General features: G+C 46.6%; 27 protein-coding genes and 1 other RNA gene. 3 read left to right on the plus strand and 25 right to left on the minus strand.

All coding sequences use genetic code 11. The annotated features are described in order from the left end of the window. Positions 1-85: 85 nt before the first annotated feature. From QNH15_RS20880 to QNH15_RS20910, 7 genes are all read right to left on the minus strand, one after another. The gene (locus QNH15_RS20880) at positions 86-1,540 is read right to left on the minus strand and encodes a DHA2 family efflux MFS transporter permease subunit (RefSeq protein WP_283890248.1); all 1,455 of its coding nucleotides are present in this window, start codon (positions 1,538-1,540) and stop codon (positions 86-88) included. A 36-nt stretch (positions 1,541-1,576) separates the two neighbouring features. Next, the gene (locus tag QNH15_RS20885) at positions 1,577-2,155 is read right to left on the minus strand and encodes a TetR/AcrR family transcriptional regulator (RefSeq protein ID WP_283890249.1); all 579 of its coding nucleotides are present in this window, start codon (positions 2,153-2,155) and stop codon (positions 1,577-1,579) included. A 125-nt stretch (positions 2,156-2,280) separates the two neighbouring features. Further along, the gene (locus QNH15_RS20890; protein WP_283895688.1) at positions 2,281-3,285 is read right to left on the minus strand and encodes a FecCD family ABC transporter permease; all 1,005 of its coding nucleotides are present in this window, start codon (positions 3,283-3,285) and stop codon (positions 2,281-2,283) included. Continuing rightward, the gene (locus tag QNH15_RS20895; RefSeq protein ID WP_283890251.1) at positions 3,285-4,325 is read right to left on the minus strand and encodes a FecCD family ABC transporter permease; all 1,041 of its coding nucleotides are present in this window, start codon (positions 4,323-4,325) and stop codon (positions 3,285-3,287) included. Before QNH15_RS20895 ends, QNH15_RS20890 begins: the two co-directional genes overlap by 1 nt. 27 nt (positions 4,326-4,352) lie before the next feature. Continuing rightward, positions 4,353-5,291 (minus strand): iron-hydroxamate ABC transporter substrate-binding protein, encoded by a 939-nt coding sequence (locus QNH15_RS20900; RefSeq protein ID WP_283890253.1) that lies wholly within the window; start codon positions 5,289-5,291, stop codon positions 4,353-4,355. 71 nt (positions 5,292-5,362) lie between these two features. Then, positions 5,363-6,175: an ABC transporter ATP-binding protein gene (locus QNH15_RS20905; protein WP_283890254.1), complete on the minus strand. Its 813-nt coding sequence runs from the start codon at positions 6,173-6,175 to the stop codon at positions 5,363-5,365. 343 nt (positions 6,176-6,518) lie between these two features. Beyond that, positions 6,519-7,559: an NAD(P)-dependent alcohol dehydrogenase gene (locus QNH15_RS20910; RefSeq protein ID WP_283890256.1), complete on the minus strand. Its 1,041-nt coding sequence runs from the start codon at positions 7,557-7,559 to the stop codon at positions 6,519-6,521. A gap of 215 nt (positions 7,560-7,774) precedes the next feature. On the opposite strand from QNH15_RS20910, the gene QNH15_RS20915 reads away from it, so the two are divergent. Then, a complete protein-coding gene (locus tag QNH15_RS20915; protein ID WP_283890258.1) occupies positions 7,775-8,182 on the plus strand; it encodes a MerR family transcriptional regulator in 408 nt (135 codons plus the stop codon). Between the two features lie 90 nt (positions 8,183-8,272). Here the strand turns inward: QNH15_RS20915 and ssrA are convergent. The 6 genes from ssrA to secG all read right to left on the minus strand — a co-directional run bounded on the left by ssrA (position 8,273) and on the right by secG (position 13,488). Next, positions 8,273-8,633, minus strand: a transfer-messenger RNA (tmRNA) gene (gene ssrA, locus QNH15_RS20920). Positions 8,634-8,759: 126 nt separating this feature from the next. Beyond that, a complete protein-coding gene (smpB, locus tag QNH15_RS20925; protein ID WP_090235611.1) occupies positions 8,760-9,227 on the minus strand; it encodes an SsrA-binding protein SmpB in 468 nt (155 codons plus the stop codon). Positions 9,228-9,328: 101 nt separating this feature from the next. Then, entirely contained in the window at positions 9,329-11,629 is a 2,301-nt protein-coding gene (rnr, locus tag QNH15_RS20930; protein WP_283890262.1) for a ribonuclease R, read from the minus strand. A 26-nt stretch (positions 11,630-11,655) separates the two neighbouring features. After that, on the minus strand, positions 11,656-12,408 hold the full coding sequence (locus QNH15_RS20935; RefSeq protein ID WP_283890264.1) for an alpha/beta hydrolase: 753 nt from the start codon (positions 12,406-12,408) through the stop codon (positions 11,656-11,658). A gap of 5 nt (positions 12,409-12,413) precedes the next feature. Beyond that, positions 12,414-13,118, minus strand: a complete 705-nt coding sequence (locus tag QNH15_RS20940; protein WP_283890266.1) for an alpha/beta hydrolase — start codon at positions 13,116-13,118, stop codon at positions 12,414-12,416. Between the two features lie 139 nt (positions 13,119-13,257). After that, positions 13,258-13,488 carry a preprotein translocase subunit SecG gene (secG, locus tag QNH15_RS20945; RefSeq protein ID WP_061972021.1) on the minus strand — a complete coding sequence of 77 codons (231 nt, stop codon included), beginning with the start codon at positions 13,486-13,488 and terminating at the stop codon, positions 13,258-13,260. A 123-nt stretch (positions 13,489-13,611) separates the two neighbouring features. Here secG and QNH15_RS20950 point away from each other — a divergent pair, with 123 nt between their 5' ends. Both QNH15_RS20950 and QNH15_RS20955 read left to right on the plus strand, forming a co-directional pair. Then, the gene (locus tag QNH15_RS20950) at positions 13,612-14,259 is read left to right on the plus strand and encodes an ABC transporter ATP-binding protein (RefSeq protein ID WP_283890269.1); all 648 of its coding nucleotides are present in this window, start codon (positions 13,612-13,614) and stop codon (positions 14,257-14,259) included. Beyond that, a complete protein-coding gene (locus tag QNH15_RS20955) occupies positions 14,249-15,028 on the plus strand; it encodes an ABC transporter permease (protein WP_283890270.1) in 780 nt (259 codons plus the stop codon). The genes QNH15_RS20950 and QNH15_RS20955 overlap by 11 nt, the downstream gene beginning before the upstream one ends. Here the strand turns inward: QNH15_RS20955 and QNH15_RS20960 are convergent. From QNH15_RS20960 to QNH15_RS21015, 12 genes are read right to left on the minus strand one after another with little or no spacing between them, the layout of a single operon-like run. Further along, entirely contained in the window at positions 15,020-15,736 is a 717-nt protein-coding gene (locus QNH15_RS20960; protein WP_283890271.1) for an ATPase, read from the minus strand. The genes QNH15_RS20955 and QNH15_RS20960 overlap by 9 nt on opposite strands. Next, positions 15,720-16,223 (minus strand): ECF transporter S component, encoded by a 504-nt coding sequence (locus QNH15_RS20965; protein ID WP_283890272.1) that lies wholly within the window; start codon positions 16,221-16,223, stop codon positions 15,720-15,722. The genes QNH15_RS20960 and QNH15_RS20965 overlap by 17 nt, the downstream gene beginning before the upstream one ends. Further along, positions 16,210-16,797: a cob(I)yrinic acid a,c-diamide adenosyltransferase gene (locus QNH15_RS20970; RefSeq protein WP_061972016.1), complete on the minus strand. Its 588-nt coding sequence runs from the start codon at positions 16,795-16,797 to the stop codon at positions 16,210-16,212. Before QNH15_RS20970 ends, QNH15_RS20965 begins: the two co-directional genes overlap by 14 nt. A gap of 15 nt (positions 16,798-16,812) precedes the next feature. After that, on the minus strand, positions 16,813-17,241 hold the full coding sequence (locus QNH15_RS20975) for a bifunctional adenosylcobinamide kinase/adenosylcobinamide-phosphate guanylyltransferase (protein WP_283890273.1): 429 nt from the start codon (positions 17,239-17,241) through the stop codon (positions 16,813-16,815). Beyond that, complete coding sequence (locus QNH15_RS20980; RefSeq protein WP_283890274.1) at positions 17,193-17,822, minus strand: histidine phosphatase family protein; 630 nt, start codon at positions 17,820-17,822, stop codon at positions 17,193-17,195. The genes QNH15_RS20975 and QNH15_RS20980 overlap by 49 nt, the downstream gene beginning before the upstream one ends. Continuing rightward, a complete protein-coding gene (gene cobS / locus QNH15_RS20985; RefSeq protein WP_283890275.1) occupies positions 17,780-18,592 on the minus strand; it encodes an adenosylcobinamide-GDP ribazoletransferase in 813 nt (270 codons plus the stop codon). Before cobS ends, QNH15_RS20980 begins: the two co-directional genes overlap by 43 nt. Then, complete coding sequence (locus QNH15_RS20990; RefSeq protein WP_283890276.1) at positions 18,561-19,163, minus strand: bifunctional adenosylcobinamide kinase/adenosylcobinamide-phosphate guanylyltransferase; 603 nt, start codon at positions 19,161-19,163, stop codon at positions 18,561-18,563. The genes cobS and QNH15_RS20990 overlap by 32 nt, the downstream gene beginning before the upstream one ends. Further along, positions 19,157-20,242 (minus strand): threonine-phosphate decarboxylase CobD, encoded by a 1,086-nt coding sequence (cobD, locus tag QNH15_RS20995; RefSeq protein ID WP_283890277.1) that lies wholly within the window; start codon positions 20,240-20,242, stop codon positions 19,157-19,159. Before cobD ends, QNH15_RS20990 begins: the two co-directional genes overlap by 7 nt. After that, positions 20,217-21,173, minus strand: coding sequence for an adenosylcobinamide-phosphate synthase CbiB (gene cbiB, locus QNH15_RS21000; RefSeq protein WP_430667177.1), 957 nt, complete (start codon positions 21,171-21,173; stop codon positions 20,217-20,219). The genes cobD and cbiB overlap by 26 nt, the downstream gene beginning before the upstream one ends. Beyond that, a complete protein-coding gene (locus tag QNH15_RS21005) occupies positions 21,173-22,639 on the minus strand; it encodes a heme ABC transporter ATP-binding protein (RefSeq protein ID WP_283890279.1) in 1,467 nt (488 codons plus the stop codon). Before QNH15_RS21005 ends, cbiB begins: the two co-directional genes overlap by 1 nt. Next, the gene (locus QNH15_RS21010; protein ID WP_283890281.1) at positions 22,636-23,700 is read right to left on the minus strand and encodes a FecCD family ABC transporter permease; all 1,065 of its coding nucleotides are present in this window, start codon (positions 23,698-23,700) and stop codon (positions 22,636-22,638) included. Before QNH15_RS21010 ends, QNH15_RS21005 begins: the two co-directional genes overlap by 4 nt. Further along, a complete protein-coding gene (locus tag QNH15_RS21015) occupies positions 23,663-24,622 on the minus strand; it encodes an ABC transporter substrate-binding protein (RefSeq protein WP_430667102.1) in 960 nt (319 codons plus the stop codon). Before QNH15_RS21015 ends, QNH15_RS21010 begins: the two co-directional genes overlap by 38 nt. Positions 24,623-24,741 lie beyond the last annotated feature (119 nt).

Consider the following 24,741-nt stretch of genomic DNA (forward strand, 5'->3'; position numbering starts at 1 on the left):
TGCCACATTAGAACAACTTTGGAGAAAGATTAAAATTTGATGAGAAAAAAAGAGTGAGCGCCAAGGGCACTCACTCTAAACGTAATTATGCTTCTCGATAGACTTTTACACGCTTGATGAAAAATGAAATGATCAATCCAACAATCGCAATGATAATCGCAAATATAAATGCCTGCTGCACGCCTTCTGTAAAAGCAAGAAGCGGATTCAACGGGTTGGTCTTATCATCGGTTGTTTCCATATAACGCTGTACCCCAGAAGATAAAATAGAAATCGCAACTGCAGTTCCGATCGCCCCAGCCACTTGCTGAAGGGTATTCATGATCGCGGTTCCGTCCGGATACAATTCCTTTGGAAGCTGATTCAAGCCATTCGTTTGCGCAGGCATCATCACCATAGAGACTCCGATCATCATTAAAATATGAAGAATGACAATTGTTCCGGAAGTTGTGTCCAATGTGATTCTTGAAAAGCAAAGCATGGATCCCAGTGTAATCACCAGTCCGGAGATCACGAGCCACTTAGGTCCGAATTTATCAAAAAGACTTCCCATAACAGGAGATAGAAGACCATTGATCACACCTCCTGGAAGGAGAAGAAGCCCTGCGGCAAATGTGCTTAGCGCCAGAGAAGTTTGAAGGTAAAGCGGTAATAGGATCATGGAAGACAAAATAACCATCATGCATACGATAACCATAAGCACGCCAAGTGAGAACATCGGATAACGGAAAGCTCTCAGATTCAGCATTGGCTTTTCCATGTTCAACTGGCGAATGACAAATAAAAGCAGTCCAATCGCACCAACAACGAGTGCAATAATGACCGGCGTGCTGCTCCATCCGCCGCTTTCTCCAGAAGAACTGAATCCATATACAATCCCACCAAATCCAAGAGAGGATAGTACGATAGAAATCAAGTCAATTTTTGGTTTTGTTGGTGTTGTTACATTTTGCATAAAAAACATACCAAAAATGAGGGCCATCACCAAGAGCGGAAGCGATATCCAGAAGATCCAGTGCCATGTTAGATTCTTAAGAATCAGGCCCGATAGAGTAGGACCAACTGCCGGGGCAAACATGATCACCAAACCTATAATCCCCATGATTTTTCCCCGTTTATAAGGCGGCACAATGAATAAGATCGTATTAAACATGAGCGGCAACAGCAATGCGGTTCCGAGAGCCTGCACAACGCGTGCGATCATCAATACGCTGAAGGCAGGTGCTATAGCGGCTATAAACGTACCTATAATTGAAAAAATCAGTGAAGTAATAAAAAGCTGTCGGGTCGTGAACCATTGCAGAATAATGCCAGATACAGGAACCAGGATCCCGAGGGTAAGCAAATACCCTGTTGTCAGCCATTGTGCTGTCGTTTCGTGGATGCCAAGACTATGAATTAAATGGCTCAACGCCATATTTAAAGCTGTTTCACTGAATAACCCGATAAACCCGGCTACCACAAAAGAGATGATAACGGGTGTTACTTTTATATGATCAAGACCGCTTTCATTGGCGGTTACTTGTGATTCAGATGCCATTTTGTTTTTTCCCCCTATACTAGTGATACTTTTTCTCTATTCTTCATTCATAAGCAAAAATGGTATTTGCTTTGCGATCGAACGCAATGGGTCCCCACTGCCATTCGTCATCGATAAAATACAGCCTCCTTCAATCAGCGCATTAATGGTTATACCCAAATCGGCTGCTTTAGTTTCATTAAACCCGAATCCCACAAGCACCTCAGCGTACAAAGACTGCCAGTTTGAAAAAGCGGAATTGCATGCTTCCCGGAGCTTCGGATTGGTTTCAGCTGTTTCCGAAGCGATCAGTCCAATGGGCAATCCTGTGGTCTTCTGCTCAGAATCAAATAAAAAAGAAACCTTCTCAATATGATGTCCAAACGCTTCGACAGCTGTCGCCTTGCCGCTTAAATCCATTCTTGCTGACTGCAGTACATGCTGTTTCATCCATTCAATGGCTTCAAGGGCAATCTCTTCTTTGCCGTCTGGAAAATGATAATAAATGGAGCCTTTCGGTGCTCCGCTTTCCTCTATGATTTGCTTCAAACCCGTGCCATGGTATCCCTGGCATTGAAACAGGCGGGAAGCAGTACCTAATATACAATTCCTCGTGCTTTCTTTTTTATTAGCCACAGTTTCCACCTCAAAATTATAGTGATCGGTCTACATAATAATATGGTAATCAGCTCATCATGTCAACTTTTACATCTTATAGAAATAGAGGCTGGTTTACAACCAGCCTCAGCTTCATGCATCGCTTATTTTCTCGCCAACAGGTACATAAAATATGGCGCCCCTATCAAGGTTACGATAATACCGGCCGGAATGCCGCTCGGATCAAGAACGACTCTTCCAATCGTATCCGCGGCCAGAAGCAGAATCGCTCCGATCAGCGCTGCCAGCGGCAGAAAGTATTGGTGCCGCGGACCGACGAGTGACCTTGCGATATGCGGAGCCATAAGGCCCACAAAGGCAATTCCGCCGCTGACAGCCACTGACGCTGAAGCAAGGGCAACAGCCATGATGATCAGCACAATTCGTTCTCTTCCGGCATTCACACCAGTCCCGATCGCCACGTTTTCGTTCAAGTTCAGCATGTTCAATACATTTGATTTAACCATGGTTAGCGGAAGTAGCAATAAAATCCAGGGAAGCAATGAAAGGACGAAAACCCAATCATCACCCCAAATCCGCCCTGCGAGCCAGTTGGCCATGAACGCGTAGTTCTCCATATCCAGCCTGGTCGCCAGGGTCAGGGTAGCTCCCGCGAGAGCGGCTGCCAAACCGACTCCCACAAGCACAAGTCGTGCTGGTTCAACCCCGTCCCCTTTTTTGTAAGACATGATATAGATGATCGCTGCGGTTGCTCCCCCTCCTGCCAGAGCAAAAAGCGGAAGAATATACAGCGAACTGGATGATTCCACAGTAAAGAACATAATGTAAACGACCACCATCAGTCCGGCACCGGCATTTATACCGAGGATGCCCGGATCTGACAGCGGATTTTTCGTTAAGCTTTGAAGAATGGCACCTGAAACCGCGAGTCCCATTCCGGCAAGAATAGCTACAAAAATACGCGGCAGCCTGAACTCAAACAAAATAAGATTTTCTTTCGGTGTTCCTTGTCCAAAAATCGTCCGGAACAGCTCTGCAGGAGTTAGTGAGGCAAAGCCCGTTCCCACACTAATAGTTAATACTGCGATCAGCAATACGATCGCAAATATGATCGTTATTCTTACCTTTTTTGCATGACCGGGATTCATCAACGGCTCATTCCTCCCCTTCTGGCAAGGTAGAGGAAAAACGGAACACCAATCATCGCCACGACCGCTCCCACAGGGGTCTCGTAGGGCGCATTGATCACCCGTCCGAAGGTGTCGGCCAAAACCATCAGCACACTTCCAAAGACGGCGGAACAAGGGATGATCCAGCGATAATCCGTACCAACCAAAAATCTGACAATATGCGGAACCATTAGTCCCACAAAGGCAATCGCGCCCACCAGTGATACGGCTGCACCAGCCAGAATCAGCACCACCGTCATCAAAACCATTTTCGTGAGCAGCGTATTCTGTCCGAGCCCTTTTGCTACTTCTTCACCAAAACTAAGCATCGTCAATTGCCTTGAAAACAGGACAGCGACCACAATTCCCACCACAACCACGGGAACGATAAACTTAATCTGTGTCCAACTGGTGCCCGATACTCCGCCGGCCGTCCAAAACGCAAGGTCTTGGGAAAGCTTAAAGTATAACGCGATGCCTTCTCCCAGTGACGAAAGAAGGGCAGAAACTGCGGCACCGGCAAGTGTAATGCGGATCGGAGAAAGTCCGCCTCTCCTCATCGATCCCAAGCCAAATACCATTCCCGCTCCAATACCCGCACCGATAAAGGAGATTATCATGACCGTTAAATAATCTGCTCCTGAGTAAAACGCAAACACACAGGCAAGAGCAAAACTAGCTCCGGCATTTAAACCGAGTAACCCTGGATCTGCAAGCGGATTGCGGGTCATTCCCTGCATGATTGCACCGCTGACGGCAAAAGCCGCTCCAACCACCGCCGCTCCGAGCTCTCTTGGCAAACGAAGACTGACAATGATCCGGTCGGCTTCCCTGCCAGGGTCATAATTTAAAACGGCATTCCAAACGGTAAGAACATTGATCTTCGCCGCTCCGACCGAAATAGCTACCCCGACACTCACGAGAAGCAGAACAAGGCCGAGCAGCAGGATGGCTGTTCCTGCTGTCGGCCGAGAATATACAGTATGATCTTTAATTTGTTTGGTTTTTGTCTTGAACATGGCTTGCTACCCTTTTCTTTATGCGATTTAGTTCTTTTTTGTCAGTTCTTTTACGACAAAGTCCAGTTCTTTTTCAAGGGAAATCGGGTCATTGAAGTAGAACGATTCTGAATCAAATTTGATCGCATGTCCGTTTTTTACAGCAGGAAGTTGTTTCCATACGTTTGACTTCATAAAGGAATTGTCGGGATTGCCTGAACCGGTTCCAACAAAAATGTAATCGCCTGCGTATTTTGGAATGACTTCCGTAGAGATCGCTTTCCAGCCAGGTCCGAACACATCTTCTTGCAGCTTCTTAGGTGCTTTAAGGCCCAGCGCCTGGTAAATAACCTCAGTTCCTCGTCCCCAGTTCTTTCCGTAAACATACATGTCTTTTCCATAAGCTTCCATAACCATAAACGTTTTATCTTTACCGATGGCAGATTGTACTTTTTCACGGGCATCAGCTGCTTCTTTCTTCCACTCTTTTACCCATGCTTTTGCTTCCTTTTCTTTCCCTACCATTTTTCCGATTTCAACATGCTGCTCAAGGTAGTCATATTTGTCGTACGTCATGGTGACGGTTGGTGCAATCTCTTTGTATTTCTTGAGGTTTTTATCATCGGAGTAGGTAATGATCAAATCAGGATTGAGCTCGAGAAGCTTTTCATAAGAATCGGGTGTCACCACTTCCGCATTGTCCAATTTATTTCCGTAAAATTTGTTTTGCTTCGGATATTCGTTAACGGCTACAGGCGTAATTCCCAGCTCAAGCAGGTTTCCTGCATATGTCGCTGCCATCATGGCCACACGCTTTGGATGGGCCGGAACTTTTACATCGCCATTTTCGCCTTTATAGATTCTTGTTTTGGATTCTTTTTTATCAGAATCAGCATTTTCTTCAGATTTATTGCCGCAAGCTGACAGCGCCAGCATAAGAACGACGGCCATCAAGCCAATAAACAGTTTTTTTGTATGCTTTTTCACTTTACAAGTTCCCCCTATACTTTATCAATAATAATCATTCTCAATTGAAGGTAAAAAAGAAAGGCGCAGTATTACGCCAAGTTCTCAACAAGCTCAACAGGCTTTATGATATCGTATGTCAGACACACCGGCTTCCTCGTTCTTGGGTCCATACCGATTTCGGCATCGATATTGAATACGTTTCGAAGCACCTGGCGTGTCATCACCTCTTCAGGTGTACCCTCATTCTGAATCGAGCCGTCTTTCATCGCTACCATGTGATGAGCAAAGCGGGCAGCGTGGTTCAGGTCATGAATCACCATGACGATCGTCCGTTTTTCCACTCTGTTCAAGTGGTCCAACAGTTCAAGAACTTCGAGCTGGTGGCACATATCCAAGTACGTGGTCGGTTCATCCAATAAGATGATGTCTGTTTCCTGCGCCAAAGCCATCGCAATCCATACCCGCTGACGCTGTCCGCCTGAGAGGGCGTCTACCGGACGGTCCTTAAATTCATGGATGCCGGTAACTTGAAGAGCCCAATCAATGACCTCGTAATCCTTTTTCGTAAGTTTTCCAAGACCTTTTTGATAAGGAAATCTTCCGTAGGAAACAAGCTCACCCACAGTCAGTCCTTCAGGTGCGTCCGGGGACTGAGGCAAAATCGCCATCTTTTGGGCAATTTCCTTCGTGGGTTCTTTACTGATTCCTTTCCCATCGAGATACACCATGCCGGTTTTCGGGTTCAAAATACGGGACAACGTTTTCAAAAGCGTTGACTTTCCGCAGCCGTTTGGCCCGATAATCGCCGTAATTTGTCCATCCGGAATGGAAACTCCGAGATTCTTCACTATATCCCTTTCACCGTATGTAACCGTCAAATTTTCAGCGTGCAGCCTGGACATCAATGAGGCCTCCTTTTAAACCTTAACTAAAATCTATATAATTTCATCAATTGAAAATGATTATCAATCTCGAGTTCAATTTTATGAGATTCCCAGAAAGATGTCAACCATGTTTCCAAAATTGTCAATAAAAAAAGCCGTCCTTCTCTTAGCAGTATGATAAAACACCTGTTGATTAAACATCATATGTCTATCAATATAAATGGAAATCGGTTACATTCAATCGTTAAATATGTCCGCATTTGACGGTTATCCAACATATGAATCGTAATTGTCGATTATCTCTTTAAAACACACGAAAAAAGCCCCAATAGCCAGGCTTTGGGGCTTCTTACAACACAACTTAGATTGTGCTTGTATCAATGACGAAACGATACTTTACATCAGAAGCCAGCACGCGCTTGTAGGCTTCGTCAATTTGGTCAGCTGAAATGACCTCAATCTTAGGAGCAATGTTATGCTCTGCACAGAAATCCAGCATCTCCTGTGTCTGACGGATTCCTCCGATCATTGAACCGGCAAATGAACGGCGATGACCGATAAGAGAAAACACATTTACTTCTAGTGGCTCTGCAGGCGCACCGACATTGACAAGTGTACCGTCAAGCGTGAGAAGTGAGAAGTAAGCATCCATGTCAATCTTTGCACTTACCGTATTGATTATCAAATCAAAGGTTCCGGCAAGCTTCTGGAAGGTTTCTGGATCTTTTGTGGCATAGTAATTTTTTGCGCCAAACTCCAAACCATCTTCCTTTTTGTTCAACGATTGGGACAGAACCGTAACCTCGGCACCCATAGCATGTGCAATTTTCACCGCCATATGGCCAAGACCCCCCATACCAACAACCGCTACTTTCTTTCCTGGACCAGCCCCCCAATGCTGTAATGGAGAATAGGTCGTAATCCCTGCGCAAAGTAATGGTGCTGCTGCGTCAAGCTCGATGTTATCAGGAATTCTGACGACGAAGTCCTCTGTTACAACGATGTGGGTAGAATAACCACCCTGAGTTGGCTCTCCGTATTTATCAACACCTGCATAAGTAGGAACATTTCCTTTAAGACAATATTGTTCTTCCCCTTTTTGGCAGTTCACACATTCACCACAGGAGTCGACCATACATCCAACGCCTACCCTGTCACCAACCTTGTACTTTGTGACCTCTGCTCCTACCTCCGTGACAAATCCCGCAATTTCGTGTCCTGGCACAAGTGGATAATTCACTTCGCCCCATTCACCATGAGCAGTATGGATATCAGAATGGCAAATGCCTGCAAATTTAATTTCAATAAGAACATCGTGCGTATCCAGATCGCGCCGAATAATTTCAGCTTCTCGAAAGGGGGTGTCCGGACCATCTACAGCTCGTGCTTTAGCAGTTATCATGAAAGAAACCTCCATTTATGTATTGTTTACAAGAGAACTATTTCTCTTATAAACCCATGTTATTCCTTAGAGCTAACTCTAGGTCAAGCAATTACATCCTATATTCAAAAACAATTTTCACTTCGCCCCAAGGTGACTTTGACATGTCTTACATTCAGTGATAGAATTTCCCAAACCATAGAGTTAACTCGAAGTCTATATGAAGGAGATTAGTAATGAAGACATATTCCATAAGCGAAGTTGCGAAAGAATTGAACCTTACTGTATATACGTTGCGTTACTATGACAAAGAGGGCCTTATGCCTTTTGTAGAACGGACTCCAAATGGAAATCGATTGTTTAAAGAATCCGATATCCGTGCGTTAAAAGTCATTGAATGCCTCAAAGCCACCGGGATGCCGATTAAGGAAATCAAGACCTTTATTGACTGGTGTTCAGAGGGGGATTCTACGCTAGAGCAACGATATAACATGTTTTTGGAACGAAAAGCCAATGTGGAAGCACAGATGGAAGAGCTGAAAAAGACAATGGAGGTCATCCAGCATAAATGTTCCTATTATAAGACAGCTATGGATGGCGGAACGGAAGACATTCATAAGGAAGAAAAGTTAGCGAAGCTTTAACTAAAAAAGCCTAAAATTTCACCGTAGAAATTTTAGGCTTTCATTACATTATTGAAAAAAATAAATAAAAAACCACCAACAGTTATGTATTGGTGGAGACGGTGGGAGTCGAACCCACGTCCAAAGATAACGGCACTTAAGCTTCTACGAGTGTAGTCGATAGATTCGCGTTTCGCGACTTCAGCTGCCTATCGACAGGCGTTTGAAGTGCTAGCCTGATTGCGCTCTTCCTTCGTCCTCAGGCGGAGGACAGCCGGCGTAGCCCACTAAGAGTGAGACCCTTACCCTACCACATGAGCGATGGAGGGAGGATCAGCTAAAGTGCTATTACGCAGCTAAAGCTAGGTTGTTGTTAGTTTTGCCAGTTATAGGCGTTGGCGTTTTAACGAGGCCGACCCCCTCGACTCGCAACTTAAGCTCGAACTACCCCTGTCGAATCCGTAACGTCCCCATGATAGAAATCCCGGGGTGAATCTTACGGGAAGTTAAAGCTGCTGCAACTTTTTATTCAGTTGTTAGCAACAAAATAAAGTATAGCATTTTTACGCGCTTTTTTCAACCTGACACACTCTCCAGTTTATGCCTTTTGGCGATCCCTGAAGGCACGTTCGATCTCACGCTTGGCATCTTTTTTCTTCAGATCCTGACGCTTATCGTAGTTCTTTTTACCCTTGGCCAAGCCGATTAAAACCTTCGCAAATCCGTTTTTCAGATACAGCTTTAACGGTACGATCGAGTATCCCTGCTCTTTCGTTTGGCCCAAAAGCTTGGTGATCTCCTTCTTGTGAAGAAGCAGTTTGCGTGTTCTTAGCGGATCATGATTATAGCGGTTTCCCTGTTCGTACGGGCTCACGTGCATGTTGTGGAGAAACAATTCTCCATTTTGCACACGGGCGAATGAATCTTTCAAATTGATCCGGCCTGCCCGGATAGCTTTGATTTCAGTACCCTGGAGGACGATGCCTGCCTCAAAGGTTTCTTCTATATGATAATCGTGCCGCGCTTTTTTATTTTGAGCGACAAGTTTTCCTTCTCCTCTTGGCATGTTTCATGACCTCCCCAAAACAAATGCAACCTTAATTATACCTAATTGGTCAAGAAACGTCAAATACAGCTGTGAACTGCTTGACGTTTCCCTGCACCGGTTTATCTCTTTTTGTTCTTCTTTTTCTTTTTCGTGATATTCCCTTTATAGAATGGCTTTTTCTTGCCTTTTGTTGATCCGCCTTTGTCCCCTCGGTCGGCTTCAGGACGGCGTGTTTTTCGCTTTCGTCCTTCGCCTTCGATGACTTTTGGACGGTCTTTTCCCCGTTTCCGAGGTGTTCCCTTCATACCCACGATCTCAAAATCAATCGCCCGCTCATCAAGGTTAACATTGATGACTCTTACAGCCAGTTCATCCCCGATCCGGAACACGTTTCCTGTACGCTCACCGATCATGGCCATATGCTTCTCATCATAGCGGTAGTAATCATCAGCCAGATAGCTCACATGTACGAGACCTTCAATGGTATTCGGAAGTTCCACAAACAACCCAAAGTTGGTTACGGAACTGATGACACCATCATACTCTTCCCCGATTTTATCCTGCATGAATTCTGCTTTTTTCAGATCATCAGTTTCACGCTCGGCATCCACCGCGCGGCGTTCCCTGTCGGAAGCATGCTTGGCGATTTTCTCAAGCTGTCCCTTCCATTTTGCCACCGTGCTTGGATCGGTCTTTTTGTTGATAAGATACGTTCGGATCAAGCGGTGAACGATCAAATCCGGGTAACGCCGGATCGGTGAAGTGAAATGCGTATAAAATTCTGTTGCGAGTCCATAGTGGCCCAGGCTTTCCGGATAGTATTTCGCCTGCTTCATGGAACGGAGCATGATTTTGCTGATCACCATTTCTTCCGGCTCGCCTTTTACTTCTTCTAAAAGCTTTTGCAGTGAACGCGGATGGACGTCTTCCACTTCGCCCTTCAGTACATAGCCGAACATGGCGATGAATTCGAGAAAACGGTGAAGTTTCTCTGCGTCCGGATCTTCATGGATCCGATACATAAACGGAAGATCAGCTTTATGGAAGTGCTGGGCTACTGTTTCATTGGCACACAGCATGAACTCCTCGATCAGGCGTTCCGCTACCGACCGTTCGCGAAGCACCACTTCCTGCGGCTCGCTATTATCATTGACGATAACACGGGCTTCACTGAAATCGAAGTCAATAGCACCTCGGTTAAATCGGCGCTTGCGCAGAATTTCGGCCAGTTCGCCCATTCCATCAAAAAACGGAATTAGCGGCTCATACCTTTTTAAAACTTCATCGTCTTCACGCTGAAGGATTTTCCGAACGTTCGTGTAGGTCATCCGTTCAACAGTTTTGATCACACTCGGGAAAATCTCATGCTTAATTACTTCGCCTTTAGGCGTGATTTCCATCTCACAGGAAAGCGTCAGGCGGTCCACCCGCGGATTCAATGAACAGATTCCGTTGGACAGGCGGTGAGGAATCATCGGAATAACCCGGTCTACGAGATACACACTTGTACCCCGTTCCAACGCTTCCTCATCGATTGGTGATCCTTCAGTTACATAGTGACTGACATCAGCGATATGGACACCGAGTTTATAATTGCCGTTATCAAGCTTGATCACATTAACAGCATCATCCAAATCCTTAGCATCTTCGCCATCGATGGTTACTATGGTTTGGTCGCGCAGATCGCGGCGGCCTTCGATATCATTCGGATCAATGGTGTCAGGCACACTGTTTGCCTGTTCAAGCACCTCTTCAGGGAACTCTCTTGGCAGCCCGTGTTTGAAAATGACGGAAAGGATATCCACGCCGGGGTCGTTTTTATGGCCGAGAATGTGGATGACTTCTCCTTCTGCACTGTTTCGCCCTTCAGGGTACTTGGTGATTTTAACAACGACTTTATGGCCTTCAATGGCACCATTTACCCCTTCAGCCGGGATGAAAATATCATTTGGAATCCGTTTGTCATCAGCGACCACAAACCCAAAACTGCGGCTTTGCTGGAAGGTTCCTACTGTTTCTGTTACACCACGCTCCAGAATGCGGATAATGGTACCTTCCGGATGTGAGCCTTTTGAATTGGTGTTAAGGCGTACGAGCACCACGTCATTGTTCATGGCACTGCCCATGTCTCCCTGAGAAACGTAGACGTCTTTTCCTTCTCCTGTTTCAGGGAGGACGAAAGCAAACCCTTTCGCATGAGCCTGCACCTTTCCTCGAACAAGATTCATTTTGTCAGGAAGACCATATCGGTTTGTTCTTGTTCTGACAACAAGTCCCTCGTCTTCCATCTCGTTCAGTGTGCGAACTAAAATTTTAAAATCATCCGCTTCCTGGAGCCCAAAGGCGTCTTCCAGTTCCTGAACGGTAAGCGGTTTATATGCTTCTTCTTTCATGAATGCGAGCAGTTGCTGCTTATTCACTACATCTCCTCCTTATGGGAAAAACGTTACTCCACGGTCCAGTCCAGCTTTTCCAGGAAGGTGTAAACATCCTCGTGCAGCTGTTCCTTTTCCTTGCCAAGTGTAATTACATGAGTGGACTCTTCGTACCATTTCAAATCCTTTAGATCGCTTTCCACTTCATTGTAAATAATATTGGCAGAGTCCGTATTAATCATCTCGTCATGTCTAGCCTGTACAACAAATGTAGGTGCGTATACCATGTCGATGGAATTTCGCACATCACCCAGGAGCTGTTGAAGGCCCTTTAAGGTATTCATAGGGGTCTTTTTGAACGCCTCCATCTCCTGATCCACTTGCTCCCGCGGCTTATTTTCTCGGCTTTTGTATTCACGGGCATACTCCAGCACACCCTGGTAAATCGTTTCTTCACTTTTCACATGCATTGGTGCGCACATTGGCACGACACCCATCACCGGCTGCTCGGTTGCCAGTTTCAATGAAAAAACACCGCCAAGCGACAATCCGCAAACGGCAATTTCCGTATGTCCCTTCTCTTTTAGAAGGTTGAACCCATCCATAACATCCTTCCACCAGTCATCCGGGCCTGTATGTACGAGTTCTTCCGGTGGGACAGCGTGCCCTTTGTACTGTGGAGCATGGCAGGTGTATCCCTTCTTTTGCAGAAAACGGCCCAGCATGCGAACGTCCGCTGAGCTGCCGGTAAAGCCATGTAATAATAATACCGCCCGTTTTCCTCCTTCAAACATAAATGGTTTTGGTGCTGTAATTTTCATCATGCTGCTTACTCTCCCTTACTTCGTGGTTCCATTAAAAATTGAAAAACTTCTTCGATCAGCTGTTCCTGATTCACATCGTGGCAGATCATATGCTTTGATTCTTTTAAATAACATAGCTTCTTACGTTTCGATGGTATGGTTTTATAAATATACTCTGCGCTCTTGCGCGGCACCAGTCCGTCGCACTCCCCCTGGATAATCAGCGTAGGTACATCAATAGCACGAAACGAGGGCTTGAGCGTTTTGACGAGCTTCCGGAATTCGAACGTGGCGGAAAGCGGAGTATCCATAAACTTTTTCCGGTATCGAAGGTACAGTTCATCATCCTTCAGCGTTCCCCGTATACCTTTTATGATCATGTCCTTGATATCTTTCACCATCTGTGCCGGGTTCATATAGTAAGCGCTGGCACTGAGCAGGATGAGTTTATCGCATCCGTACTTCGATGCAAGATAACCGCCGATCATTCCACCCATGGAGAACCCGAGAATATAGAGCGTGTCGCTCTTTTTCCGCAATTCCAAAAAGGCGCGTTCTGCTTCATCGATCCAAAGCTTGTGTGTAATCCCCTTCAGCATCAATTGCTCTCCATGCCCCGGATAGGTCGGCACTGAAATCAGCCAATCGGTATGTTCTTCTAAATAGCGGGTAACCGGCTCTACTTCATACGGACTGCCGGTAAAGCCATGAAGACAAAGACAGCCAATCATATTATCACCTTTTTTATCATTAGTTACCCTATAATGTCCGTAAAAAATCATACCATATCCCTATTGGAAGAAGCTTTCAAACTGCCGGACAAAAAAATAAAAACAGCAAGTGAAAAATTCACCTGCTGTTGGGGTATCATTAAATAAAATACGCTACCGCAATCGCCAACAAGAAGAACAATGTGGCGAGAATAATCGTCAGCCTGCTCAGGACGGCATCCATTCCACGGGCTTTTTGTTTTCCAAATAACTGCTCGGCGCCACCAGTAATCGCTCCTGATAATCCTGCCGAACGGCCAGATTGAAGAACAACGACTATAATAAGTGCGATCGAAACAATCACCAATAAAACTGTTGCTGCTGTTTGCATTTGTCACACCTCCACGGACAACGTTACACTATACTTAATGTATCATACGGGAATTCGTTCGGCAATGTATTCCAAATAATTTATCGTGCCATAAAGGGGCTGTCAGGAAGGAGGCATTGACCCATGTTTGAACTAAAAGAGATTCGCTATAAAGATATTTTGAAGATTGGTCATTTACGTATTGAAGAAAATAAAGTGAGCATTCTTACCGGAGAAAGCGGCAGCGGAAAAACAACGGTGCTGAAACTGCTGAATCACCTGATCAGCCCGGATGAAGGCAAGGTGTTCTACAAAGGGAAGGATATCGCCACGCTTGATCCTGTACAGCATCGAAGAAACGTGATCATGCTTCAGCAAATGCCCGCCATATTTCCCGGCACCGTCAAAGATAATCTTGTCGCCGGACTGGTGTTCTCGGAGAAAGCGGTGCCAGATGATCGAGTGCTTGAAGAAGCTTTACATAGTGTGCATTTACGAAAATCATTAAAAACAGATGCAGAGGGATTGTCCGGCGGAGAGCAGCAGCGGCTTGCGCTGGCCCGTGTTCTTTTGCTTGAAGCGGAAGTTTATCTGCTGGACGAGCCATCATCCGCCCTTGATGACGAAACAGCAGATGAGGTCATCTCATCCTTCCTGAAAAAGGCCAAACAAAAGAACACAACTGTCGTAATGGTCACCCACTCCAAGCAAATTGCAGACCGTTACGCTGACGTGCCGGTACATCTTGAAAGGTACAATCAGAAAATAAAGGAGGCTGCACATGAACGATAAAATGATTGATATCTCATTGTGGCAGCTTCTGTCTGCCTATCTCTTCATCATTATTTTAACGGTTATTGTGAAGTGGAGAGGGATTGCGAGGGAAAAAGAGATCATTATCGGGACACTAAGGATGACGATTCAGCTCGTGCTTGCGGGGTATATTCTCACCTATGTATTCAAGCACCCGCATCCTCTTCTGACTCTTTTCATTTTCGCTCTCATGGAAATCTTTGCGATTTATAACGTTTTTAAGCGGATCAAATACGATTTATCTTCTTCATTAAAAAAAGTCATCGCTGTTTCGATGACAATCGGCACTCTGGTCAGCCTTCTATTTTTCAACTATGTGGTCATTCAGTTCTCTCCCTGGTTTGAGCCGAGGTATGTTATACCGATTGCCGGGATGATCATTGGGAATGCCATGACAGGGATAACGCTTGGGGTCAATCACCTTGTGGAGGGCATGAAAAAGCAAAAACGCATGGTGGAAGCAGCCCTGATGCTTGGAGCAACCCCGAAAGCCGCTTCCAAAGAACTGGTCGACCGTGCGTTTGACTCCGCCATTCTTCCCACGATCAACTCCATGGTCGGCATGGGGATCGTCTTTCTTCCGGGCATGATGACCGGCCAGATCCTGTCCGGTATCTCACCGCTTACCGCCATTGAATATCAGATTGCCATCATGCTGGGAATTGCCGGATCCGTCTCGTTTAGCGTTATCCTTTTTGTTCAATACGGTTACCGAACCTTTTTTAATGAACAGTCACAATTAAAGTAACGGATCCAGTTCATGAAACAGCATTCCGCACAAATTCCTGATGGCGTATTGCTGTTTTTCGTCATAACTGATCAGGACGCAAGTGGATGGTCCGGCCGATTTATCCAAAGGCAGAGTACTCCTGAACCTTGCTGATGAACCACACAGCACCTCGAGCTCGTAGCCGATGCCTTTGGATCCGACCGGCAGGATCTCATAAATGCCGTCTGTTCCGAGCAGTTGACGGAAAAGAGACAATGATATCACTTCACCCGAACGGGAGATTACTTCCTCCCCGACAAGGGGTGCACCAATCACGGCCACTTTTGCATGGGATGGTGCGATTCCAATTTTCAGATGACTTGGCGCCGCCCTGCCGATCATTGTGAAAGAAGAAGCGGACTGAACCATATTCATATTGCTCTCGGTACTTCCTGTGATTTCGATAGTATCGAGACCAAGCTCCGCAAACGTCTTTTGTGCTCCTGTCACGAGCTCGTTCCATGCCCCTTCACCATTAAAGGAGTGGATAATGAACGAAACAGGCAGTGCCCCGGCAGCCAGCACTTCCATCGCGCAGACCCGGGCGCCATACTGGGCGACTACCTCATAAGAGACCTTTACCTCATCCATCGGAAGGCTGCCAATTCCCCCTGAGTTATCCGCGGCAATCACCGCCACTTGCCCAGAGCCAAAGCCCTGCACGGTTATATCACGATTTCTTTTCATGGTTTATCCTCATGGCAGACTGCCGGAACGCCGGCTTTATTCGCGGGATGATTACAAGTGCGGTCAAACCATTCAGCACAGCAGCAGCCAGCAGACTTGGGATAAGTCCGAGAACGACCGCTTTTCCCAAAACAGGCCAAAAGCAGAGCGGAGCCAGGACACCGTTTCCTATTATAAACATCAATGTGGCAGCCGTTTTCGCATTTTTTCTGTATAGCACGCCATAAAAGAAGCCCAGGAGTCCCATCTGAACCGCTACCACTAAATGGAGCGGTCCCAAAGGAAAACCGGCCAGGGCGGCTGTTAGCAAATGCCCAAAACAGGCCACAGCAAGCCCTGACCATGGCGACATTAACGCAGCCGCAGCCAGGGCAGGCATGGAATCAAAGGCCACACTGCCTATTGGAGAAGGAATTTTGATAAACGAACCGGCTACAGCCAGAGAAACAAACGCCGTAAACAGCGCGATATGTTTATTTCGTGTCATTTTCTTTTCGCTTGCCTCCACGGAAAACGATCGCACTTCGTTCGTACTCCACGTCCTTTACGCCTTCGCGGAAATTAATCACCCGGGCAATGGCAAAAAAGTAATCGGATAAGCGGTTCACGTATTTTAAAACAACCGGGTTGATTTCATTCTCCTGCTTCAACGCCACAATTTCCCGCTCTCCCCGCCTTGCTACTGTACGGCAAACATGAATCGCGGCTGAAGCCTCTGAACCTCCCGGAAGAATGAAGCGTTCCAGCTCTGGAGCTTCTTTAATGTATTCATCAATGCGCTCTTCCAAGAACGTGATCATGTCAGTGTTTGCTTTGTATGGATAATCCTTTTTTACAGCTGAAAGATCGCCGCCGCAGTCAAACAACTCATGCTGGATCTTCACCAGTTCGTTCCGGATATCGTCATACTTGGCATCCTGCAGCTTTGTAACGGCCACCCCAACAAAGCTGTTCAGCTCATCAAGCGTTCCATAAGCATTCACACGGATATGGTTTTTATCCAGCCGTCCACCGATTACACTTGTTTTTCCTTCATCGCCAGTACGTGTATAAAGCTTCATTCCGATCATCTCCCTTTATTTTATCGTCTGTTCCAGCCCATACCAGACCACATGCACTTTTTCGGCTGCCATGGCTGCATCTTGAAAAAACCAGCCGGAAACATCCCGCCACCTTCTGTTTTCTTCTTCCATCGGCACAATGCCTTTTCCGATGTCCGTTCCGATCAAAACAAGCTTTCGGCCGGGCACTTCTGATTCCCATTTCAGCCAGGCTTGCAGTTTTTTCTTAAGCACTTCTCTTGTACCCTTTTTATTCTCCTGTACAACCTTCTTCACCAGCTGCTCCATTCCTTCAAGTACGACAAGCGAAGTTATGAACTCATCGGCCTCTGGGCACACGGCGTCATACAGATTAAACCAGCCCTCCATCTTCCTCGAGGCTGAATAGGTGTCCATCACCCACTTGGCTTTACCGTGGAAGGCGCCTCCTGTAACAAAGTGCATAATGCATTTAACCTCCCTTTGTTTTCTTTCCAAACCAGTGTGTACCCTCTTCCATGGGAAACACTCCACTCCCACATTTCTTTTGGTTCAGGAGCAAACATCGATAAATACAAGCGGAGCGGACCGCCATGGGTGACCACTATCACATGTCCGTTTTGCTCCGCCAATGGCCAGATCTCCTCTTCCCAGACTGAACGCAGACGTTTATCAAATTCATGAAAAGGCTCTCCCCCGGGAGGGCAGGTTCCAAATGGATCATCAATCCATTCTCTGTAGTGGCGGTCATGACAAAGCTCTTTATATGTTTGATTTTCCCATTCGCCAAAATGGATCTCCCGAAGTGCCGGACTCGTGATGATCTGCTGGCCTGGAAAAAGAATTTCTGCGGTTTCCAAGCACCGTTTCCGGTCACTTGAAAGGACCACATCTGAAGGTAAAAAGCTTTCCTTCCCCTGCATTTCTCTCAGTTCATTCCTACCCTCTTCGCAAAGAAGAGGATCACTGTATCCGATGTATTTCTTTTGCTGATTCTCCAGCGTCAGCCCGTGACGAAGGAGAGTAACAGCCACCCTCCGAGCCATAATACGGTTTCCATCCCTTCTGAACTCGCACCAAGCGCGTCTCCTGTAATTCCGCCAAACTCAATGGTCGCAAACCGTTTGCTCACAAGAAAAAACAAAGCTCCTAAGATCGTCAGACCCGTAAATAAAAAAAGCATGCCTGCAAGCCATGAACCGACTCCCACACCCAAGAAATATAATGCGTACATTACAAAGCTCATTTTTGAAATATTCTGCTTGATGGCAAATGCCATGCCTTCTTCCTTAGCCAGGGGAGCAGAAATTAGCAGACAGCCCATACTGGTACGGGCCAGAAACGGAATGAGCAGAAACAGCAGCCAGCTCTTCTCAGGTGCAATCCTCAGGCTTTCGTAGATCAACAGAAAACGCCAGCTCAGCAGAAATAGGACGGATACAACGCCAAATGCTCCGGTCCTCGGATCCTTCATGATTTCCAGCCTTTTTTCTTTACTTCCGTATGAAAAATAGGCATCACTGCAATCCATCCATCCGTCGAGATGCAGTCCACCTGTTAATGCGACAGAAAAACTGAATAAATAAAAACTGACCATCAAAGGAGATATGAACGATTGCTGACTCAGAAAATGCGCCTGAACGGCAGTTAATCCGCCGAGCAGCAGGCCAACAACCGGATACCAGTGCACGCTCCATTTACTTGTTTCCTTCGTCCACGGGAACGCTGTCCGAATGGGGAAGGCCGTTAAAAACTGCAAAGCCAGCCCCAAGCCGTACAATGAGCTAAACCGTACAGGCTGTGAATTGGTTTTCACCCGCATCATATCCTTTGCGTAAAATCGGCATGCCAAACTCTACCTGGTACACCCAGTGGGCTTGCCTCACAATATGCTGATGCAGATGCCCCATTATCTGCATAAAGTAAAACGTTCCGCTGTCATCGGGCAGCAGACCTTGAAACACTTCATTGGAAACGATAATCAGGACTCCGCATTGCTTCTCCAGCTCCATGATTGCATCCATGATTTTTTGAAAAACCAATTCCCGAAACGCAATCCCTTCCCACTGGTTCCTATTTTCCTGCCACCCGTCAAAAAGCTCATTGCTGACAAGATTGGTTAAACAGTCGAGCAGAATCACTTCCTCTTGTTTAAAAACGGTGCACAAGTCATGAATATTCCTGGGCTGTTCCCACGTTTTCCAAGCGTACCCGCTTTTCTCACGGTCCTCCCTGTGCCGGTTGATGCGCCCGGCCATCTCCTCTCCACTTTGGTCGCATGTGGCGACATAATGAAGGCGGTACCCTTTATTGCCGTGGTATACCGCTACCATTTCAGCAAATGAGCTCTTTCCGCTTCTCACACCTCCGGTTATAAAAATCAGCATGATGCATTCCACCCTTCAAGAACATCCATCAGCACATCATTTTCCTCGGGCGTCCGGATCGCCAGACGGATAAATCTTCCTTCCAGGCCGTTAAAATTGAAGGTATGCCTGACAATAATCCTTCTTGAGAGTAAATACTTAATCAGGTCCATCTGGTCCTTTTCTTCTCCCTTTTCTCGTAACAAATAAAAATTAACTAGAGAAGGAGAGGGCTCGAAGCCCAGGCGGCGCAAGACAGGAAACAGCCGGTTTCGTTCGTTTGCCGTCTTTTCAGCAATATCAGCAGCAATTGGTTTTTCCTGCGCAAGACAAAGCATCCCGATTTTTTGTGCCGGTCCGTTTACACTCCACGGTGGCTGGTATTTCTTCATTTTTAAAATCAAATCTAAGGACGACATGGCGTAGCCGAGCCGCAGACCGGGCAAGTGAAACATCTTTGTTAAGGAACGCAGTAGGATCAAGTTGTTAAAATGAGCCAATAAAGGCACAGCAGTTACCGGATTCTCCATGAAATGAACAAACGCTTCATCGACAACCAGGGTCACCTTTTTCTCTGAACAAAGTTGCAAAAGCTTTTCCAATTGAACTGAATCAAGAGCAGTTCCTGTTGGATTATTGGGCTGGCACAGAAAACAAAGCTGTTTGCCTTCAAGGGATTTTTCTAATTCCTCAAAAGAAATCCCCCATTTTGATTCCTCCTGCGTTATAAAACTCTCAACCTTGCATCCATTCGCTTCACATGCTTCTCTGTATTCTGAAAACGCAGGTTCAATAATCAGCACATCAGTGCCTCTGTAGGCCTGTGCGATGAGAAAAATAAGCTCTGCCGCTCCATTTCCCGCCAGAACCTGTTCAGGACCGAGCCCGGCCATTTCCGCTGCCAATTGCACAAAAGGAGCTGCAGATGGATGGGGATATTCAAGGATCGCTTCATAAAGAGATCCCCAAACCTCCTTCAGATTGACGAGCGGAGGATACGGATTAACGTTCACACTAAAATCCAGGCTGTTTTCCCTCAGTTCAGTCTGAAGCGATCGGGCCAGCAGCTCCGGGTTAGCTCCATGATTGGGCAGCAACAATATAGATCCCTCCCGCTGCAAGTAATATAATCGTGAACCATGTGACTGCTTGCTGCATGATGACGATCGTCTTTTCAATATGTATCGGTTTCAGGCTGTATTGTGCCCGGCCGATGAACGGGCGATAAGATACCTGGCCTTTGTAATAATTGGTTCCCCCGAGCCGTATGCCGAGCAGCCCGGCAACAGCTGCTTCTCCCCAGCCGCTGTTGGGACTCGGATGGTGACGGGCTTCTTCCTTCAGCCAGGCAAACGTCAGACGCTTCTTCATCATTGCATGAAAGACCATCAAAAACGCTGTAAGACGGGCAGGAATATAATTCAGCACATCATCCAGCCTGGCTGATGCCCAGCCAAAGTCTTTGTATCTGTCATTCTTGTAGCCTACCATGGAATCGCATGTATTTACGGCCCGGTACAGCAAGGCAAGCGGAGCCCCACCGATAAAAGCAAAGAAAAGCGGGGCAGTTACGCCATCGCTCGTATTCTCTGCCACGGTTTCCACCGCACCTCTCACTATTTCCTGAGAAGGAAGGCCTTGTGTGTCTCTTCCCACAATCCAGCTTAATTTCGTTCTGGCTTCCTCCAGATCTCCGCGGACAAGCGGGTCATAAACGGAACGCCCTGCTTCTTTCAGCCCTCTTGCTGCGATGGTCGTAGAAATCAGAATAGACTCGAGACAAACACCTAAAATCATATGAACCGAATACGCAAAGAAAACAAGAAAAAATGAGAGTGCCAGAGTTATAGCCAAAATAAGAAAGAGCATGAAGAGCCCCTTCAGCTTTTTATAGTTTCCTCTGTTCAATGGTTCCAGCCGGCTGATCATCTTGCCGAACCCTTTCACCGGATGCGGCAGCCAGCGGGGATCACCGATCAGCTGGTCAATGATCAGAGCAAGAACAATCGACAGTAAATGTAAAGCAATCATCATGGTTGCAGCATTCTCTTTCTATAGTTTTCAATAGCGGTTCCTACCGTTTGATAGACCGCTTTTCCAATCGCTTTTCCTGCAGGTGTGATCGTCCCCGCATACCTCATTTCCTCTCCGTTTTGGGTTGCGGCAATACAAACACTGTCGGTCGATGTACCGGTCGCTGGAGTTCCTGTTACCGGATCGTTAATGCCATAGTCGCGGAGTGCCCCCGCTTTGGCTTCTGTCGCCGTCATCATCGCCTGAACAAAGGCTTCGTCCGTCAGCTTACCCTCCATGAAAATCCAGATGTTGATCGTACCAATGGGCATGGGCTGATCCTTTCGTTCCCACGACCGTCCCGCATCGACCGCATTGCCTGTTCCCACAGTGGAGGCGACAAGCAATTTTACACCTTTTTCTTCGACCGATACCATTCCAGCATCCTGAAGCCTCGCCGCTGTCATCATGCCAACGGTATCGTTTGGATTGAGAGAAATGGAACACAGATAATCCTCAAATTCTTTTTGGGCATCATCCACATTATAATTTTTGTCCACATGGCGGTTCACAAATGTGTTGGCCCACTGATATCCTCCCCCGATGAGAGCAGATGACATGGTTTTCAACGAGAACGGACTGCGAAAAATCATGGTTTCAGGTGTAGCCTCGAGGACAATCTCAGACAGGTCCTTCCGTTCGTCCTCCTGCCGGGGAACGAGCGCAATGAGCGGCTTTGCCTTTTTCGGATGTTCCTGCCGGCTTAAGTTCGTCTTATATACCGATTGAAGCATCCTGCTGTCCATAATGTCACCAGGCTTTCCAATCGCCTTCATTTTCCCTTTATCCAGAAGAAGAACCTGGTCACAATACAGACTGGCAATATTCAGGTCATGAAGAATGGCCACGACCGTCAGCTGGCAGCCTTCCACCCAATCCTTTAACAGATCCATCAGTTTCATTTGATAGGCCAAATCCAGATGGTTGGTCGGTTCATCCAGCAGCAAAATTTCAGGCTCTTGTGCGAGCGCCTTGGCCAACAGAACACGCTGCCGCTCTCCTCCGCTCAACAGCTGTATACTTTTATCCGCAAACTCCTCAACCCCTGTAAATTCCATGGAGTTTTGAACCACTTCATCGTCATGTGGTGTTGAATGTTTTAATAATCCTTTATAAAACGGATAGCGTCCAAGCGCCACAACCTCTCTTACCGTAAAATCAAACGAACTCTCGGCATGCTGCGGCAATACGGCGATAATTCTTGCCAGTTCCTTGGCGGAATAGCTGCTGATCGGTTTGTCTTTGATCAACACTTCACCAGACTGAAACGGAAGCATTCCATTGATCATTTTCATGAGCGTTGTCTTTCCGCTTCCGTTCGGTCCGATGATCCCGGTAATTTTCCCTTTCTCCACGGAAAACGAGAGATCGTCCACAACCTTTTTGCCGTCGTAGCCTCCGGAAAGCTGTTGTACGTTAATCATGTAGTCACCTTCTTTCGCCGATAACGAATAAAGATTACCGCAAAAATCGGACTTCCGATAATGGCGGTCAGTACACCGATAGGAAGTTCCGTCGGTGAAATAATGGTCCGTGCCAGCAAATCAACCAAAACCATAAACACGCCTCCAAGCATCATGGAAAGCGGAAGCAGATGGCGATGATCAACTCCCCAGATCATGCGGGCCATATGGGGTATTACAAGACCGACAAACCCAATGGTCCCCGACACAGAGACGGCCGACCCTGTCAGAAGCGAAGCTCCAAACAAAACAAGCGACGTATGTTTTTTAACATCAACTCCAATGGACCTGGCATCCTGCTGACCGAATGATAGCGCGTTAAGTTCACGCGCGCTTGCCAGCAGAATCAGCAATCCTGCGATTAAAAAGGGAGCAATCAGTTCTACATAGGCCCAGCCTCTCATCGAAACACTGCCTAGCAGCCAGCCGATGATCTGTCTCAGTTCATCTCCGGTTAAAGCAATCAACAGTGACGTGACCGCCCCGAGAAAGGAACTGCATAACACCCCGGCCAGGATGATGGTCTCAACAGAAAGGTTTCGCTGTACAAGCCTCGCAAAATAAATTACACCGATCAATGTAAGAAACCCCATGATAATGCTGAAAACCGGCAGCGTAAAACTGCCAAGAAACGGCAGCTGAATACCAAAGAATAAGACAATAACCGCCCCGAGTGCCGAGCCTGACGACACACCGAGCGTATATGGATCAGCCAGCGGGTTCTTCAGCAATCCCTGAAACGCCGTGCCGGAAAGCGCCAGCGCACTTCCCACGAGCATGGCCAGCACGACCCGCGGAAACCGGATCGCCATGACGATGTTGACCATCGATGTATCAATATTATCGGGAACAGGATAGTGAAAAATATGGGCGCCTAATATTTGAATAACATGAAAAAGGGGGATAGGTATGGAACCTACCGAAATCCCCAATGCAACGGCAAGGCACATTAACAGCAGCACTGCGCCGTATGAAATAATTAGTTTACTTTTTGTATACGTCCGGATAGATGGCTTTTGCAAGCTCCTCCACTCCTTCAATCAAACGCGGCCCCGGTCTTGTCACCTTGTCTGAGTGCACATCATAAATGTTCTTGTTTTTAACAGCCGGAATGTCTTTCCATCCTTTACGGGAGAGAATCTGCTCTTTCGGATTTTTGGAATAATATCCGTACGTGGTCACGATCACATCGGGATTGTATTTGACCGGCTGTTCTTCTGAAACCTTTGACCATCCCTTCAGGCTTCCCGCGGCATTTTTTGCATGGATGGCGGTCAGCATATCATCAATGAACGTTCCTTTACCTGCTGTATAAATTTCAGGAGCCGGTGCCACTTCCACCCAGACTTTCTTTTCCTTTTTCACTTGCTTTGCTTTTTCTTTGATGTCGGCAAGATCATCCTTCATGGACTTAACGATCTTATCCCCCTGTTTTTGGGTGCCTGTTGCTTTTGCAATCATGTTTATGGACTTGTACGTGTCTTGAAAGTTCTGTGCTTCATTAATTACAACAACTTTTATACCAGCGTTTTTGAGCTGGTCGATTCCTTGCTTGGAAGTGTGTGCACTTGAAGCATGAGCAAGCACAAGATCCGGTTTCATGCCAACAATCTTTTCGACGTTAAAGTCCATGCCGCCAATCTTCGGTTTTTTTGTGGCAGCTTCCGGATAATTATCGAAGTCAGAAACACCGACGATTTCCTTGTCCAGACCGAGTGCAAATGCGACCTCGGTATTGCTCGGAATCAGCGAGACAATTTTCTTTGGCTTCTTCTCAATTTTTACATTTTCGCCTGATGCATCTTTAATGGTTACGGGGAATTCACTTTTTGGTGAATTGGCACCCTTTTCTTTTTTGTCTGCTGACTGGTTTCCGGCTGAACAGCCGGCCATGACGGCGATGACGAGCAGCAGCATCATGGTAATCTGAGTTAATTTCTTCACGTTTTCCACGCTCCTGTATGTACTTCTTTTAGCTGGTCGTTTTGTGCAAACAAAAAAAGCCCTCCCTTCGGAGAGCGAATCAACAGTAACTCATTTTTCAATGATTACAATTGCTTCAC

It is taken from the genome of Fictibacillus enclensis (assembly GCF_030123385.1).
Classification (GTDB): Bacteria; Bacillota; Bacilli; order Bacillales; family Fictibacillaceae; genus Fictibacillus_C; species Fictibacillus_C enclensis.